General features: G+C 41.3%; 10 protein-coding genes. 7 read left to right on the top strand and 3 right to left on the bottom strand.

Going from position 1 to position 16,736, the window contains the following annotated elements; all coding sequences use genetic code 11:
• The first annotated feature begins 13 nt into the window (after positions 1 to 13).
• The 7 genes from B4B65_RS14120 to B4B65_RS14150 are packed head-to-tail and all read left to right on the top strand — an operon-like array spanning position 14 to position 11,507.
• Positions 14 to 583, top strand: a complete 570-nt coding sequence (locus B4B65_RS14120) for an RNA polymerase sigma factor (protein WP_201679651.1) — start codon at positions 14 to 16, stop codon at positions 581 to 583.
• Positions 584 to 637: 54 nt separating this feature from the next.
• Entirely contained in the window at positions 638 to 1,705 is a 1,068-nt protein-coding gene (locus B4B65_RS14125) for a FecR family protein (protein ID WP_293916217.1), read from the top strand.
• Between the two features lie 16 nt (positions 1,706 to 1,721).
• Positions 1,722 to 4,976, top strand: a complete 3,255-nt coding sequence (locus tag B4B65_RS14130; protein ID WP_293916218.1) for a SusC/RagA family TonB-linked outer membrane protein — start codon at positions 1,722 to 1,724, stop codon at positions 4,974 to 4,976.
• Between the two features lie 11 nt (positions 4,977 to 4,987).
• The gene (locus tag B4B65_RS14135; RefSeq protein WP_201679654.1) at positions 4,988 to 6,442 is read left to right on the top strand and encodes a RagB/SusD family nutrient uptake outer membrane protein; all 1,455 of its coding nucleotides are present in this window, start codon (positions 4,988 to 4,990) and stop codon (positions 6,440 to 6,442) included.
• Positions 6,443 to 6,454: 12 nt separating this feature from the next.
• Positions 6,455 to 6,919, top strand: a complete 465-nt coding sequence (locus B4B65_RS14140; protein WP_293916219.1) for a hypothetical protein — start codon at positions 6,455 to 6,457, stop codon at positions 6,917 to 6,919.
• Between the two features lies 1 nt (position 6,920).
• The gene (locus B4B65_RS14145) at positions 6,921 to 9,731 is read left to right on the top strand and encodes a M16 family metallopeptidase (protein ID WP_293916220.1); all 2,811 of its coding nucleotides are present in this window, start codon (positions 6,921 to 6,923) and stop codon (positions 9,729 to 9,731) included.
• Positions 9,732 to 9,740: 9 nt separating this feature from the next.
• A complete protein-coding gene (locus B4B65_RS14150; RefSeq protein ID WP_293916221.1) occupies positions 9,741 to 11,507 on the top strand; it encodes a hypothetical protein in 1,767 nt (588 codons plus the stop codon).
• A gap of 298 nt (positions 11,508 to 11,805) precedes the next feature.
• On the opposite strand, the gene B4B65_RS14155 is transcribed toward B4B65_RS14150, so the two are convergent.
• The 3 genes from B4B65_RS14155 to B4B65_RS14165 form a co-directional block, all read right to left on the bottom strand.
• On the bottom strand, positions 11,806 to 12,015 hold the full coding sequence (locus tag B4B65_RS14155) for a hypothetical protein (RefSeq protein ID WP_201679658.1): 210 nt from the start codon (positions 12,013 to 12,015) through the stop codon (positions 11,806 to 11,808).
• 105 nt (positions 12,016 to 12,120) lie between these two features.
• Positions 12,121 to 13,539 (bottom strand): efflux transporter outer membrane subunit, encoded by a 1,419-nt coding sequence (locus B4B65_RS14160; protein ID WP_293916222.1) that lies wholly within the window; start codon positions 13,537 to 13,539, stop codon positions 12,121 to 12,123.
• 39 nt (positions 13,540 to 13,578) lie between these two features.
• The gene (locus B4B65_RS14165) at positions 13,579 to 16,725 is read right to left on the bottom strand and encodes an efflux RND transporter permease subunit (protein WP_293916223.1); all 3,147 of its coding nucleotides are present in this window, start codon (positions 16,723 to 16,725) and stop codon (positions 13,579 to 13,581) included.
• Positions 16,726 to 16,736: the final 11 nt, after the last annotated feature.

Consider the following 16,736-nt stretch of genomic DNA (forward strand, 5'->3'; position numbering starts at 1 on the left):
TGGTGTTAGAAGAATGAAGGCTTACGAATCTATTCCAGATTCCGAATTATTACTATATCTCGCAGAAAAAGACCATACTGCATTTACCGAATTATACACAAGGCACTGGAAGGTTGTTTATGCAATATGTCTAAACCGTATTAAAGAACCTGCCATTGCAGAAGATTTGGTTCAGGATATTTTTTTATCCCTCTGGACGCATACACAACCCCAGAATATACGCAACCTTGAGGCCTATTTATTCCAGGCAACCAAATTTTCCATCATAAAGCATATCAACAAAAGTCAGAAGCATCTTTACACAAACGAGTATGGATTATTCGATCAGTTAGAAGATTATAATCTGGATGAAGTTTTGCATTACAAGTGGGTAAAAGAATTAATTTTTCAGGAAGTAGAAAAATTACCATTAAAAACGCAACTTATCTTCAGATACAGCAGACAGGATCATCTAAACAGTAAAGAAATCGCTGACAAATTAGACATCTCCCCCCGTACTGTTGAAAATCAAATCAGCAAAGTGCTCAAAATATTACGAAAAGTTGTAAAAACAATTATTTTTTTTGCATTTTTTTCAATTTAAATCGTGCGTAGTTGAAGAGTTCGTGTACTATATCACTGAACAACTTAAACATCTATGCACATTCCTAAAGAAGTACAAGACGCTATACAAAAAGTTAATTCGGGAATTTCCACACCTGCAGATCGAACTATTATCACAGACTGGTATACTAGTTTTGACGATTCAAGTGCTGTAGTAGATGCTGCGACAGACGAAGAAGAAATAAAAAACCGGATTCTGAAAGAGATAACCAGACGTAAGGACAAGCAGCCATTACGCCGGATTGTGTATTTCAGAATAGCAGCCGCAGCAAGTGCCCTTCTTGTTATGGGATACCTTGCATTTCGTCTCTACCCTGACCAGCCTGCAGATCTGAGTATTCAGGCCGGAGTACATCTCAATTACACCGACGGAGAACAGCAACAGATTAATTCAACGATGGAAGCCTTTTTAGACTCCAACGCTTTCGATAACCTGACTGCTTATCAGAAAAACCGAAGTGAACAGCTGCTGACACTATCCACAGCAAAGGGACAACTCTATAAATTCGTACTGAATGACGGAACAAAAATATGGCTGAATGCTGGATCTAAACTAACTATTATGCCGGCATTCAATGAACAAACCCGAACGGTCAAACTGGTTGGAGAAGCCTATTTTGAAGTTGCCAAAAATGAAAAAGTTCCTTTTGAAGTAATTTCAGACAATCAGACAATACGTGTTCTGGGTACTAAATTTAACGTCAAAGCCTATCATGACGAAGCCAATGTAACTCATCTGTATGAAGGTAAGATTGCCTTAAATACTCCTGTACAATCTGAAATTGTTCTTCCCGGGCAAGCGGTCATCAACGAGCTTGGCAGACTGGAATCCAAACAGGAAGATCAAAGCATTAGCAAAGAATGGACTTCATCTATCTTTTCTTTTTCCAATCAGAATATGACAGACATACTTACCAATCTCTCCCGGTTTTATAATGTACAGCTTGATTACCAAAGCCCTGTACCGGAAAAATTATATACCGGAAAAATACAGCGAAATTCTTCTCTGTCTGATGTACTGGATATGTTAAGTGCAGTATCAGGTGGCAGTTTCAAAATCAAAGACCGTACCGTTAGCATCGAATTTAAAAACTCAAAATAATCACTAAATCATTTATATGAAATCTAAACCTCTACAAAAAAGTTTAGCTATCGTCAGGGCTCTGCTGCTGCCTGTAAATATGGCAACCTTTCTCACCTTAGGAATGGTTACCATGGCATCAGCAAATACCTTTGCGCAGCGCATTACACTAAAAGCAGAAAACCAGTCTTTACGCAATGTATTACAAACACTGGAGAAAGAATCGGGATACTTCTTTCTCTATGAAAACAATGTCGTAGACAACAAAAGATTAACAATCCAACTGGAGGATGCGACCATCAATCAGGCTTTGGAAAAAATCGCTAAAGAAGAGAATCTGGCATACAAAATAGTAAATAAGACCATAACCTTATTCCATGCTACAACCAAAGTAAAACAGGACAGCTATGTAAACGGTAAGATCTTACTGAAAGATACGGATAATCCCACCCCATATAGTCTGGTAGGTGTAACTGTGCAGGTAAAAGGCACAGCCAATGCTGTCAAAACTAATAATGCCGGTGAATTTAACATTAAAGCAGAGAAAAACAGCACGTTGGTAATCTCCTACATCGGTTTTCAGAAAAAAGAAGTTACGGTAACAAATACGAGCGTTCCTCTTAATATTGTGCTGGAACAGAGTAATGACTACCTGGATGAGGTAATTGTGACAGGATACGGGACTAAAGAAACCAAAGCCAATCAGGTGGGTAGTGCCTTTACGCTTACATCAAAAGATCTGGAAAAAAGACCGGCATTAAGAATAGATGCATTGTTAGAAGGTGTAGTACCCGGTGTTCAATTTCAGGCTCAGGATCAAAACAACAGCTCACCGAGAAGCCGCTTCAGCACACGTATCAGGGGTGAATCTTCAGCTCCAAACGGGAATGCGTCTAACGAACCGTTATGGGTGCTTGACGGAGTACCGCTTTATACTGGCGGAACCACCAATATGACGCCCGGTCTGAATGTGAGTATAAGCCCCCTCACCTATCTTAATCCGGATGATATTGAATCTGTTACCGTATTGAAAGATGCGACAGCCACATCCATCTATGGAGCCAACGGATCTAACGGAGTAATCCTGGTCACTACAAAAAAAGGGAAAGGACCGACACGTATCGGATACAATTTCCGCGGAGGATTACAAAAAATCAATGACACCAAATTCAAAGTACTGAACGGAGATCAATATCGTCAGATTATAGAAGATATGGGTATGTCGAATGATATTGCAATGTTCGATCCTACCGTGAATACAAACTGGTATGATGAATATTTCAGAACCGGAGTGACCAAACTGCACAACCTTTCGGTATCAGGTAGTAGTGAAAATAACAGTTATTACCTTTCAGCAGGGATATATGATCAGAAAGGTACAACCATTGCCAATGACACCAAAAGATACAGTCTGAAGAGTAATGTAGAAAGCAAAATCGGCAGTAGAATTACAGCCAGAGTTATAGTGGGTGGTGCATACAATGTCAACAACCTGTTTCTTGTAGGAGATGAGTATTATCTGGGGGTACCTATTGTAAATCCTTACCTTCCGAACGGGGATTTTGCATTGAGAGACGAAAGAGGAAACAGACTGATGAACAGTCTTGCAGAGGCTGCACAGAATGACTGGACACAGAAGACTCTGGACGCTTTTACCTCCGGAGGTGTAGATATACAACTCTTCAAAGGTCTAATGTTTCGGAACAATAGTGGTCTGAACTACACAAGCTCTAACGAAGACCAGTACAAATCCATGTACAACCTGTCCGGTCAGTCTGAAAACGGAAGTGCACAACGTCAGCAGACACAGGTCACCAATTGGGTAACGACCAATACCATGAACTATGACAATCAGTTATGGCAAGGTAGTCTGAGCGCTAAACTGGGTATGGAAGCGACCCGGACGCAACGCCACAGTGTAAGTGCTACAGGAAGCAATTTCCCCAATGATAATATCCGTGAAGTATCTTTCGTAGCAGAGACCAACAGAAGAGGGACAACTTCCAGAGATGACAAGACCTCTCTATCCTACTTCGGCTATCTTAACTATGTCTGGAACGACAAATATGCGTTCAGCGGAACGTTACGAAAAAACGGTGATTCCAACTTCGGTAAAAATGTTAAATGGGGAACTTTTGGTTCATATGGCGCTGCCTGGACAGTGAGTAAGGAAGAGTTCTGGAAAAGTAAGATTGTAGATTTCCTTAAATTAAAAGCTTCTTACGGAACAACAGGTAACTCCAGATTCGGATCGGATCTGAGTAAAGGGATATACACCTATTCAGCAGATTACGGATATGGAGGAAATACCGGTGCTATCATGACCACAGGTATCAATGAGGATTTGCGTTGGGAAAAAACCTACATGTTCAATACCGGTATTGATGCCCGCATTTATAAAAAAATCAATGTAGCCGTAGAATATTATAACAACATCACCAAAGATCTGATCAACAATGCGCTTGTTTCTATGACCGTAGGTCAACGTGCCGTATATCGCAATGTAGGAAAATTAAAAAATGAAGGTGTGGAGGTTTCCATAAACTCAATCAACATTGAAAAGGAAAATTTCAACTGGAGTACATCCTTCAATCTTTCCCATAACGTAAACAAGGTTTTAGAACTTTATGACGGTTTCGAACGCTCATCCGGCACGACTATTATGACGGAGGGTTACGATTCCCGTTCGCATTATCTGGTAAGATGGGCTGGCGTAGATCCCGCAACAGGTGATCCTATGTGGTATGACATCAACGGCAATGTCACCAAAACGTATAGTGCAAATGACAGAGTAATTATCGGCTCTCCGAATCCTGATTTTTACGGAGGTATTACCAATAGAATCAAATACAAAAAATTCGATCTATCCTTCCTTGTTCTTTATCGCAAAGGCGGACTTTCCTTCAACAGGCTGGCACGTAACAACGAATCAGACGGACTAAATATCCTGAGCGGAAACCAGTCTGTCAATATCTTGGATCACTGGCAGTATCCGGGATATCTGGCCCTGACGCCAAGATTATCTAATCTGACGACCAGTTCTACCTTAAATTCTACACGCTATCTGATGGGTACCAGCAATATAAGACTTCAGAATGTGAGTTTAGCGTATGATCTGACCAGTAACTGGACAAAAGCAATTGGTTTGAAAACAACATCAGCATATATACAGGGAGATAATCTTTTTATGTGGGTACCTAACGGAAACAGTGACAGAAATACCTATAAAAATTCCTTTGAAGGAATGCCACAGGAAACTGTTATATCACTCGGTTTAAATGTTGCATTTTAAAGAATACAATTATGAAATTACTATTATATAGCAGCATTGCTGCAACACTTATATTATCGTCCTGCGGAAAATCATTCCTTGAGGTCGACCCAATCGGAAAACTGGGAAAAGAACAGGTTTTCAGGGACATAGTCGGATTAAAAAATGCGCTTGACGGATCTTATAATCTGATGGCCAGATATCATATGAATGAATATGGAGTCTATGGAGATTTGAGGGGAGATGATGTCGCTTTCAGGACAGGGATATCAAGTCCGGTGATGCAAACAGAATTTAATTATGTAGCCAATGATCAGGACGAAGCCGGAGCTACACGATTAATGTGGGGAAATGGGTATGCTGCACTAAACAATATCAATAACATCATAAACGGTGCAGAACCTTTTTTGGAATCAAGTATAGACAAGGCACAGGCGACATCTATACTGGGACAGGCATTGTTGCTACGTGCACTGTGCAACTTTGACATGACTAATATATATGCACAGCAATACAACTACAGCCCGGATGCTTCACACCTGGGAATCCCGATCCTGCTCAAAACGCCTCCTGCGGGAACACATGTAGCCAGAGAATCGGTTAGTGCTGTTTATGAGCAGATATTGGCTGATATTGAACAATGTATTCAGTTACTTTCCCAAAACCCTAATGTCCCAACAAAAATATATGCATCTGTAGATGCTGCTAAAGCGTTGAGAGCACGTATTTACTTATACATGGGGCAATATCAGAACGTAGTGAACCAAACATCAGAATTGATCACGCCTAATAAATACCCTTTGGTGAGCTCAGCAGATTATAAAAAAATGTTTACAGCAACTGCTCAGCGTACAGATTATTCTTCCATTGCTTCTGAAGTGATATGGCAGTTCAATCTGGAGAAATACGCAAAAGGGACGGTTCAGCATTTGTTTTCAGAACCTGTAGAGTATCAGTATTATGCGGCTCCGGATTATGTTTCCTTATTCTCTGATCAGGATATCCGAAAAACAATGCTTCAGATCGATCCCGCTACTAATTATTACAGAAGTATCAAATATGGTAAAGAGGACGGTGTCATCAATGATAACTGGCCTTTGAATGTGAAAGTCGTACGTTCGGCAGAACTTTATCTCAACAGAGCAGAAGCTAACTTCCGGTTAGGAAACTATACGGAAGCCGTATCGGATATCAAGCTCCTGCAAGCCCGCGCACGTAATGTCTCTATAGACCTGATCACGATAACATATGCCACTCCGGAGGAATTATTCGCAATCATCAAACTGGAACGCAGAAAAGAACTGGGTTTTGAAAATCAACGTATCTATGATATCATGAGATATAAAGAATCTCTTAACAGAGGAACGGGCTGTACTTCAAATCTGTGTCAGCTGACCTATCCGAATGACAGGTTCGTCATGCCAATACCAAGATCAGAACTGGATATAAATCCTCTGATGCAGCCAAACCCAACCGTTAATCAATAAAAAATGACAGTAATGAAAAAAATAATATATACTACAGCTTTCTTACTCCTGTCTTTATTTTACATCTCCTGTGATGAAAATAAAATGGAACCGTTTGACCAGCCTTTCTTCTATATCCATGTTAATAATCTGGACGCTGTCAATGTACAGTCCACCCGTAATGAAACCGTGGAATATAAAGTTAATCTAAGTTCAAAAATGCAATATGATCCGATCACACTTACCTACCAGGTGCTGGTAGGCGATGGTCTGAAAGAAGGGGTTGATTTTGAATTGCTGGATGCAAACAGACAATTGATTTTCAAACCCGGATTTTTTGAAATGACAATCCGTATCCGGTGGATCAACCATGCTATTGATAATACGAAAGACAACACACTCAAAATTAAACTGACAGAAAACGACAAAAATATACTGATCGGATATCCCGGACCAGATAAAAGACAGTCACAGTTAACGATTACCAAAACATTATAAAATGCAGTATCCTTTAAAAAATATCATCACCACAGTTCTGTGCATAGCGTGTTCATCACTTCTGTCTGCACAAAAACTGCAGCAAGATCCCAAACTCGTAAAAGGAGAATTAAAAAACGGATTTAAGTATTACCTGTATCCAAGTGATTCCAAAACTCAACAAACCGCTCTGCAGTTGTTTGTAAATGCAGGATCGCTGCAGGAAAATGAAGATCAGAGAGGTCTGGCGCATTTTGTGGAACATATGGCCTTTAACGGCAGCAAAAACTTTCCGAAAAATGAAGTCATCACATTTCTGGAATCTCTGGGTGTCAAATTTGGAGCGGATCTGAATGCGCATACCTCATACGATGAAACGATTTACAAAATCACGATCGATACCAAAGATGAACAGAACCTCAACAAAGCCATTAGCATTGTAGCGGACTGGGCTTTTCATCTCAGTTTTGATTCCCTCGAAATCGAAAAAGAAAGAGGTATCGTGATCGAAGAATGGCGGACCAAACAAGGAGCATCATCCCGTATGAGTGACCAGTATCTTCCCCTGATCTTTAACAATTCCAGATACGCGGAAAGAAAACCTATAGGTACACTGGATGTATTGCATCATTTCAAACGTCCGACTATCGTCAATTTCTATACCACCTGGTACCGTCCTCAACTGATGGGAATCGGAATAGTGACCAATCAGGATTTGAAGAAAACGGAAAAACTGATAAAAGAAGTATTCGGAAAAGCAAAAAATCCAAAACATGCCCCTAAACGGGAAGCCTATTATCTTCCGGCGCATGCAGATACGCTGTATTCTATACTGACAGATAAAGAGGCGACAACGATAGACTTTTCATACGTCACAAAAATCCCTGCAGACAAAGGTGTGCGCACAATGGAAGAGTTCGAATCTTCGTTGAGACGTTCCTTTGTCAATAATCTTGTAAAAAAGAGATTTGAACGTCTTTCCCAGTTACAGAACGACTTTAAGGAAGGCTCTATGTCTTTGTCCGACCTGTTATTACATAGCGGTATATCATCAGGAGGTACCACTCTTTATGAAGACAATATAAAGGACGGCATATACAAGTATATGCTGGAGAATGAACGTATAAGACGCTACGGCTTTACAAATTCAGAAATTGAAGATTTCAGAAAACAATTTGTGGCACAAATAAAAAGAGGCCTGGAAAGCCGCGATGAAACGGTGAATGCGACAGGATTATTGGCTGATATGAAAAACAATTTCTTTACTGATGCTACGCTGATGGATCGCAAATATCGTCAGGAGACAGCTCTTAAGATACAGGCTTCTATTGATTCAGCCGATTTGGTTCAGTATCTGAAACAATCCCTGATTACAGGCAATACAGTTATAATGTTATCCGGACCGGATCGCCTGAAAGATCAGCTGCCTTCAAAAGCACAGCTTCAGGAAATGTTCAATACGATCCGGTCAGCTCAGATACCAGTCTGGAAAGACCAGATATCTGTGCCGGATCACCTGTTAAAAACTTCACCTGTAGCCGGAAAAATAATAGATTCCACCTTCATTAAAGAAGTCGGTCTGCGCAAATGGGTATTGTCCAATGGAATCACCGTATACCTGAGACCATCCAGTGGCCGCAAAGATCATATACAGCTTACCGGATTCAGAAAAGGGGGAATCATAGCATTAGATACAACAGATTATGTAAATGCAGTCTACGCTAAAAATATAATTGGTGCAAGCGGAGCAGGAGATTTTACCAGACAGGCACTTACCAAATATCTGCTTGACAATTCAGCATCGGCTACATTTGTACTCTCCCAAAACCGTGAAGGTGTTGCAGCGAGTGCAAATATGAAAGACATCAAAACAATGTTTGAATTGCTCTATCTGAAATGGACACAACCGAGAGCAGATCGGGCTGTATTTGACAATATCAAAAAGCGTTCTGTAGAAGCGACTCAAAACCGGAAATATACACCGACAGCAGAATACAATAAGCAAATAAGCCGTAAGATTGGTTCTGACGATACAGAAGCCAGTGAGATTGATGCAGACCGTCTGCAAAAAGAGCTACAATTTGACCAGATTCTGGATGTCTATCATAAGCGTTTCGGTTCAGCCCGCGATTTTGAGTTTGTCATTATCGGTGACTTTAATCCGGATAGTATCAGAAGCGATGTGGAAACTTATTTGGGTGGATTGCCGGGAAAAGCGATTGATCATACACAACGTATTCCTAATTACAGCCTTAAAGATGACAGCGATATCCTGATGTATGCCGGCGAGGCAGAGAAAGCCACTGTCAATCTGTTCTATCAGACAACAGACCTGAATTACAGCATCAGAGAGATCATGGAAAACACATTGATGGAAGAAGTTCTCAAGGTGAAACTAAGAAAAAACCTGAGAGAAGAACAATCCGGAGTATACGGCGTGGGGGTCAGCACCAGTGCAACATCCTTCCCTACTCCATTGATGCGTACACGCGTTACTTTTACATGTGAACCTGCCCGTACAGATTTTCTTATTGAACAAGTCGGTGTTGAACTGGATAAAATTGCGAAAGATCCATCCTACTTCAAAGAGGAACTGGCGAACATCAAAGTTCAGCTGAAACAGGATTATAAAAAGCAGTATGAGAAAGAAACTTTCTGGAGTGCAGAGCTAAGAAACCACCTGTATTATAATTTCAGCAACTGGGATTATTTCACAAAATATGATGAGCTATTGGATAATATTACGGGGTCGGATATCAGTAACAGAATAAAATCTAAAGTAATAGGTGCTTCACGAGTGAAAGCAATCCTATTGCCTGAAACCAATAAATAACCAAAGAAAATGAAAAAATACCCTATAACAATATGTTTGCTGCTGATCCTGACCGGGATCTTCAGCAGCTGCAAAAAGGAGGACACCGTAGGAAATGTCCAGTTGTTATCTTATACATTTGAACCTGCTTCCAATCCGGGATTAAGCAACCGTGTAGAAGGAACTATTCAGGGCAATGATGTATTTATCCGTGTTCCAAACAGTATTGACATCAATCAGGCCATTCCGAGTTTTACAGTAAACAGCGAGAAATTTGTAGCATTTGTAGGCAACACTGTTCAGGAAAGCGGTATCAGTCAGATTAATCTGGCTGATACAGCAACGTATCGCTTTTCTTCTCCGGGAGGGATGTCCTTTTACACTGTATACGCCTTAAAAAATGCTTCCTTTTTATCATTTGGATTTTACAAAGAAGATAATCCGGATTTTCTGTTCAAAGATTATAAAGCGACTATCAAGGGATTACAGATCACTGTAGACCTGCCTGTAGATGCTGATATTTCCAAACTGAAAGCCCGCTACACCACTTCTCAGGGAGCTACAGTAACGGTTGGAGGACTTGCACAGACTTCCGGTAAGAATGAGCAAAACTACGAACAGGACGTCGTGTTCGAACTGAAAGATGAGCAGTCAGAAGCTCCGGACCAGTTTACGGTAAAAGTAGGACGATTGACAGCTCCGGTATGGAGTGAAATGAACCTTGGAGATGTCATCGGCGCTGCACGTGCTTCAGAAGTGAAACTGATGGTGAGTCAGTTTAACAACCTTCCTTATCTTGTATACACGCTCACGGACAGCAATACACCTGAAAACAGAAAAGCTGTAGTAGCGACTTATGACAGTACCAAATGGGTCAATGTTGGTCCTGCGACCGGTATATCTGACAATCGTATAGACGGCGCATCTATAGACATTGACCGCAACGGGGTTGTCTATGTAGCGTATAAAGATTATGACGGTACAAATGCACAATTGGGATCTGTAAAAAAATATGAGAATGGACAATGGAGTTTTGTAGGAAATAAACAGTTTACAGGACACCGTGTTTCTTCTTATTTCTTTGTCGCACTGGATTCTGTAAATACACCGTTCCTGGGTTATACACTGGGAGCTGCAGCTGCACCACTGGCAAACCGTGCAACCTATATCAGTAAATATGCAAATGGTACATGGTCCGGTCAGACCCTTTCCCCTTCCGCAACCGGATTCTACGCCAAAATGGTAAGAGGAAAAGACAATCATCTTTACTATGTTACTATGGATCTCACAGGCGGTACGGCTACCCGTAAACCTACTGTTTATAAATTCAGAAACGGTAACTGGACTGTAGTAGGTACGCCTTATATAGGCCCGGGCGGAGCTAATTCGGGAGGTATTAATATTGATATGGATATTGATAAAAACGGAGAAATCTATGTTGCTTATCAGGTGAATTCACCAAGCTATGCCTCTTATGTCATGCACTGGAACGGAACCAGCTGGAAACAGTTCGGAGATGGAATAGCACAGACAACCAGCAGTACTGCTACCAGAGATAATATCGCTGTAGCCGTCCATCCGAACGGTACTGTATTTTTTGCCTACTCGGACAATAACAATGGCCTGGTAGTGCGCACATTTAATGAAGACACCAATAACTGGAATGCTCCTACTCAGCTTACCTCTAAAAACGGAGATAAACTGGAAATGAAAATTTCAGCTGATGGAATTCCTTACCTCTCCACAATCATTGACGGAGGAGTCAAGGTGTACCGATATGATATACCTAAAAGTTAACCTATAATTTGAAGAGGGCCCTTTCAGGGCCCTTTTTCTTATCCTTAAATTTCAAACCACCCCCGTTTAATGAAAGTCGTTACTATATTCTTTTTTATTTTGAAACCATTCAAAACCGGGAATTGCTACAGGTGAATGGTTCTACACCTACCCTAACCCAGTTTATACTAGTCCTGATTTTCTAAAACAGTACATCTATCAGGTACTGCGGATTCTGTTCTTATATAGCAAAAAACAGGTATGAAAATTTTTCATACCTGTTTTTGTTTTGGGGAAGGACCGGAAGTATTTCTACCGTTTAATAATATAATCTACGGCAACGATAACCTGTCTTATATAACAAATCTGCAATCTCCCGACTGATATCACGTTCTGCTTCTATCCGCAATACTTTATCGACATCCTCCAGATCTACCGTCCAGGAAACAAGGTCCAGAATCTCATTAAATTTAATCTTTAACTCCTTATTGATTCGTTGAATATTTGTAGCAAAAATTAAGACAATCATTTTATAACAATTTAAACAGTATGATTCAAAGTTTTAAATCTGACCTGTCCTCTTTCGCAGACCGGATCAGATGATATGTTGTATAGGAAAATCAATACGCCTTTTTTAAAGACTTCCTCCTCCTAATGAGCGATATAACCGGGTATACGCCTGCATACGGTTTGTCCGGACTGTAGCAAGATCCAGCTCCGCCTGCAGTTTGTTCGTCTGCGCAAGAATAATCTCCAGGTAAGTAGCTCTGTCATATTTAAACAAAGTCAATGACTGATTGACCACATCTCCGGCTTTGACAACCAGTTGCTCAGTAATCTGCTGTTCCTCTTCCAGCTTTTGAAGTTGAGAAAGCGCATCAGAAACCTCGCCCACTGCATTCAGAACCGTTTGCTTAAACCGAAGTTCAGCCTGCTGAAAACTGACCTGAGACTGCTGATATTGTGTCTTCAGCTGCTTACCTCTGAAAACCGGCTGACTGAGGCTTCCTCCTATCATTCCAAATAAAGATCCCGGAATATTAAACCAATTACTGGAGCGGAAAGAATTCAGTCCGCCTTGTGCTGTAATATTAATGGCCGGATACATACTCACTTTGGCCACATGTACAGCAGTAAGACTCCTCCTTACCTCCAGTTCGCTTCCTCTCACATCCGGACGATAACTTAGCAAATTGGAAGGAATTCCGGCTTCGATCTCAGAAGAGAGATCACTGTTATCCAGCCCCGAAGACCGTTCAATTATATCAGGATATCTGCCTGTCAACACACTCAAAGCATTCTCCTGTAAGACTATGGCATTTTCAATAACGGGAATATTCTTTAAGATCTGAGTCCTCGATACGACTTGTTGTTCGACCGGCAATGATTGAATCAATCCTAACTCGTACTGCTTACGAAGCAAGGTCAGAGCACTGTCAGCGAACGATAAATTGGACCGTGTAATATTCAATTGCTTATCCAGCATTAACAGGTTGTAATATCCCTGTGCAATCTCCGAGATTAATCGGATTCGTACAGCTTTAGCCCCTTCCTCTGTATTTAAGAGGCTCATCAATGCCTCTTGTCTGGCACCCCGGATTTTACCCCAGATATCGGCTTCCCATGAAATCGACAAAGCACTGTTATAGTCCTGTGTATAACGATCGCCCAAAAACTGTCCTGCCATCATGCCATTCATACTATTGTCAGAAGGCCGGTTAATGGTAGCACTCCCTATTGTTGCGTCTACTCTTGGCAGGTTTGCTAATTTTGACTGCCGGTATCCGAGAGATGCAAATTCAATTTGCTTTACAGCGATCAACAGATCATAATTGCGAACCAACCCACTATCAATCAGACGGATCAACACAGGATCTTTAAAAAAGTCTTTATAATTGATCCGGGCAATATTATCCGTGCTATCCATTGCTACAGCAGTACTATCCGTTCCCCTGTACTGCACCGGAAGATGAGTCTCTGCTCTTTCATATTTCTGTACCGAACAGGCCGTGATATACAGCAGTATACAAGCCGGAATGATTATTCTTTTCACTCTTAATATTGATGTAAACATGTTTTTCTTCATTAATAATTAATATTCCCAGTCTTCTTCTGCTATTTTTTTGCCACTGATTCTTTCCTGTATATACTGAAATACCACAAATAAAACAGGCGTGATAAAAATACCAATAACGGTACCGAACAACATTCCAAACACAGCAGCAAAACCTATAGAATGATTACCCATAGCAGAAGGACCTGTCACAAATAGCAATGGAACCAGACCAGTGATAAAAGCAAGAGATGTCATCAATATAGGACGCAACCTGGCTTTTGCTCCTTCAACTGCTGAAGCGACCAGAGTCTTACCGGCCCGTCTGCGCTGAATAGCGTATTCAACGATCAAAATACCATTCTTAGCCAGCAAACCGATCAACATGACTAATGCCACCTGCACATAGATATTATTGGATATTTCAGCAAATGATATTCCGACAAAGACACCCAGTAAACCTAAAGGAATGGCGATCAGTACAGACCAGGGAAGAACATAACTCTCATATTGAGCTGACAACAGGAAATACACGAATACAATACATAATCCAAATATTAATATAGATTGAGCTCCGGAACCACGTTCTTCACGACTCATCCCTTTATAATCGTAAGTATACGTAGAGGGCAACACCTGTGTACTCACTTCATCGATAGCTTTCATAACCTGTCCGGTACTGAACCCCGGTTTAGGCATTACCGTCATATTTACAGCATTAAACAGATTAAAACGATCCACTACCTCCGGCCCTACCGTAGATTTCAACGTGACCAGCGTACTTACAGGTACCATCTCATTTTTATTATTCTTAACAAAAATTCCCTGCAGCGACGAAGGATCTTTTCTAAATTCCGGCGAAGCCTGTACCAGTACCCTATAGTATTTTCCGAATCTGTTGAAATCTGAAGCCTGCATACTTCCATAATACCCCTGCATACTACTTAATACATCTGCGAGACTGACCCCCAGCTGATATGCTTTAGCTTCATCAACTACGACTTCGTACTGCGGAAATCCGGTATTGAATGTTGTAAATGCAACCGCAATTTCCGGCCGTTGCATTAAAGCTCCCATAAAAGCATAGGCTGTCTGCCCGAACATATTGAGATCGCCGGAACCCTTATCCTGCAGTACGAGCTCCATACCACTGGTATTTCCAAATCCGTCTACAGTAGGCATATTCAGCACCAGAAACGACGCCCGCTTATCTTCAGACAGCATACCCTGAATCCCGCCGATCACCTGTTCAATCTGCTTCACTTCTCCACGCTCTTTAGGAAGCTTGAGTCGGACAAACAGTGCTCCGGCGGAAGAAGACATAGAAGAACTCATCATATTCAAACCCGTCACTGCCATGACACGGTCCACTGCCGGATGATCACCCAATACTTTTTCGACCTGCTGTACTACAGCATTTGTCCTGTCCTGAGACGCCCCGGGTGAAAGGTTAACTGTCACCACAATAAAGCTCTGATCTTCATCCGGTATAAAGCCAGTAGGTGTCGTCATAAACATCCATATAAAGAGGGCTGCAATAATTCCCATTCCTGAAAATGCTATCCACTTTCTCTTAATCAGCAGTAGAATTGCCTTCCCATACCGGAAAGTCATTTTATCAAAAGCAGCATTAAACCCAACAAAAAAGCGCTGTTTAAATCCCATCGGTTGGCTGCCAGTATCATGTGCATGATGCTGTTTCAGTAATAATGCACATAATGCCGGGCTTAATGTCAAAGCATTAACAGCCGAAATGACAATCGCAATAGCGAGTGTAAGTGCAAATTGCTGGTAAAAAAGTCCTGTAGATCCTTTCATAAAACCTACGGGTACAAATACAGCAGACATCACCAGTGTAATAGAGATAATAGCTCCTGAAATTTCACTCATTGCAGAAACCGTAGCAGCACGTGCATTCAGCTTGCGTTTTTCCATTTTAGCATGTACAGCCTCTACGACAACAATCGCATCATCCACCACTATACCAATTGCCAGGACAAGAGCAAAGAGGGTCAGAATATTGATCGAAAACCCAAAAAGATTCATAAAGAAAAATGTTCCTACAATAGATACAGGTACTGCAATAGCAGGAATCAAAGTGGATCGAAAATCCTGCAGGAAAATAAATACCACAAAAAACACCAAAATAAAGGCTTCTATAAGTGTGGTAACAACCTGACTGATGGACTGATCGAGTGACTCTTTGGTACTGTATGGAATATTGTATTCCATTTTATCCGGAAATGTCTTGGCCAGCTGCTCCAGTTTGTCCATCATTGCTTTTTGTACCTCATTTGCATTGGAACCGGCCATCTGATAGAGGGCCATGGTAACTGCAGGTTTTTTATCGGCTCTCGAACTGACGAGATAACTGTAAGCTCCGAACTCCACCTTTGCAATATCTTTCAAACGCAATACAGTACCATCATTAAAGGCCCGAATAATAATATTCTCATACTGCTCCGGATCTGTAAATTTGCCCTGATAGCGCAATGCATATTCAATCACTTCGGTAGTACGCTCTCCGAATTTACCCGGAGCAGCTTCCAGATTTTGTTTCTGTATAGCGAGACTGACCTCTCCAGGTGTAAGATTGTAGGCAGAAAGTTTCTGTGGATCTAACCATATCCGCATTGAATAATCTTTATTACCGTATACCATCGCATCTCCTACTCCCTTGACCCGCTTCAGTTCAGGTACCACGTTGATTTTTGCATAGTTTTCTAAAAACAGATCTTCCAGTGAACCGTCCGTACTGGTCAGCGTCACCATGGCGATCATACTGTTTTGCTTTTTTAATGTGGTAATACCACTTTGTACCACTTCAGCAGGTAGCTGATTGGTCACTTGTGCTACACGATTCTGTACATTGATGGCTGCCTGATCAGGATCTGTACCCAGTTTAAAGATTACAGTTATCGACAGCGTACCATCGTTACTTGCTGTAGAGGTAATGTAATCCATATTTTCCACTCCGTTTATAGCATTTTCCAGAGGAGGAGCTACAGAGCGTGCAATAGTTTCGGCATTAGCGCCCGGGTATGTCGCCATGACATTGACGGTAGGCGGAGCGATATCCGGAAATTTAGTAATCGGTAACGTCAACATACCCACCACTCCTAATATGACCAGCAGCACGGATATAACTGTGGCCAATACGGGTCTTTTTATAATTTGTTTTAGCATTTTACTGAACT

The organism is Sphingobacterium sp. UBA5789, from assembly GCF_002418355.1.
Classification (GTDB): Bacteria; Bacteroidota; Bacteroidia; order Sphingobacteriales; family Sphingobacteriaceae; genus Sphingobacterium.

Bases quoted from the DNA above. Each gene is read 5' to 3' on its own strand.
- B4B65_RS14120 (WP_201679651.1), top strand. From the start codon at position 14: ATGAAGGCTTACGAATCTATTCCAGATTCCGAATTATTACTATATCTC.
- B4B65_RS14125 (WP_293916217.1), top strand. From the start codon at position 638: ATGCACATTCCTAAAGAAGTACAAGACGCTATACAAAAAGTTAATTCG.
- B4B65_RS14130 (WP_293916218.1), top strand. From the start codon at position 1,722: ATGAAATCTAAACCTCTACAAAAAAGTTTAGCTATCGTCAGGGCTCTG.
- B4B65_RS14135 (WP_201679654.1), top strand. From the start codon at position 4,988: ATGAAATTACTATTATATAGCAGCATTGCTGCAACACTTATATTATCG.
- B4B65_RS14140 (WP_293916219.1), top strand. From the start codon at position 6,455: ATGAAAAAAATAATATATACTACAGCTTTCTTACTCCTGTCTTTATTT.
- B4B65_RS14145 (WP_293916220.1), top strand. From the start codon at position 6,921: ATGCAGTATCCTTTAAAAAATATCATCACCACAGTTCTGTGCATAGCG.
- B4B65_RS14150 (WP_293916221.1), top strand. From the start codon at position 9,741: ATGAAAAAATACCCTATAACAATATGTTTGCTGCTGATCCTGACCGGG.
- B4B65_RS14155 (WP_201679658.1), bottom strand. From the start codon at position 12,015: ATGATTGTCTTAATTTTTGCTACAAATATTCAACGAATCAATAAGGAG.
- B4B65_RS14165 (WP_293916223.1), bottom strand. From the start codon at position 16,725: ATGCTAAAACAAATTATAAAAAGACCCGTATTGGCCACAGTTATATCC.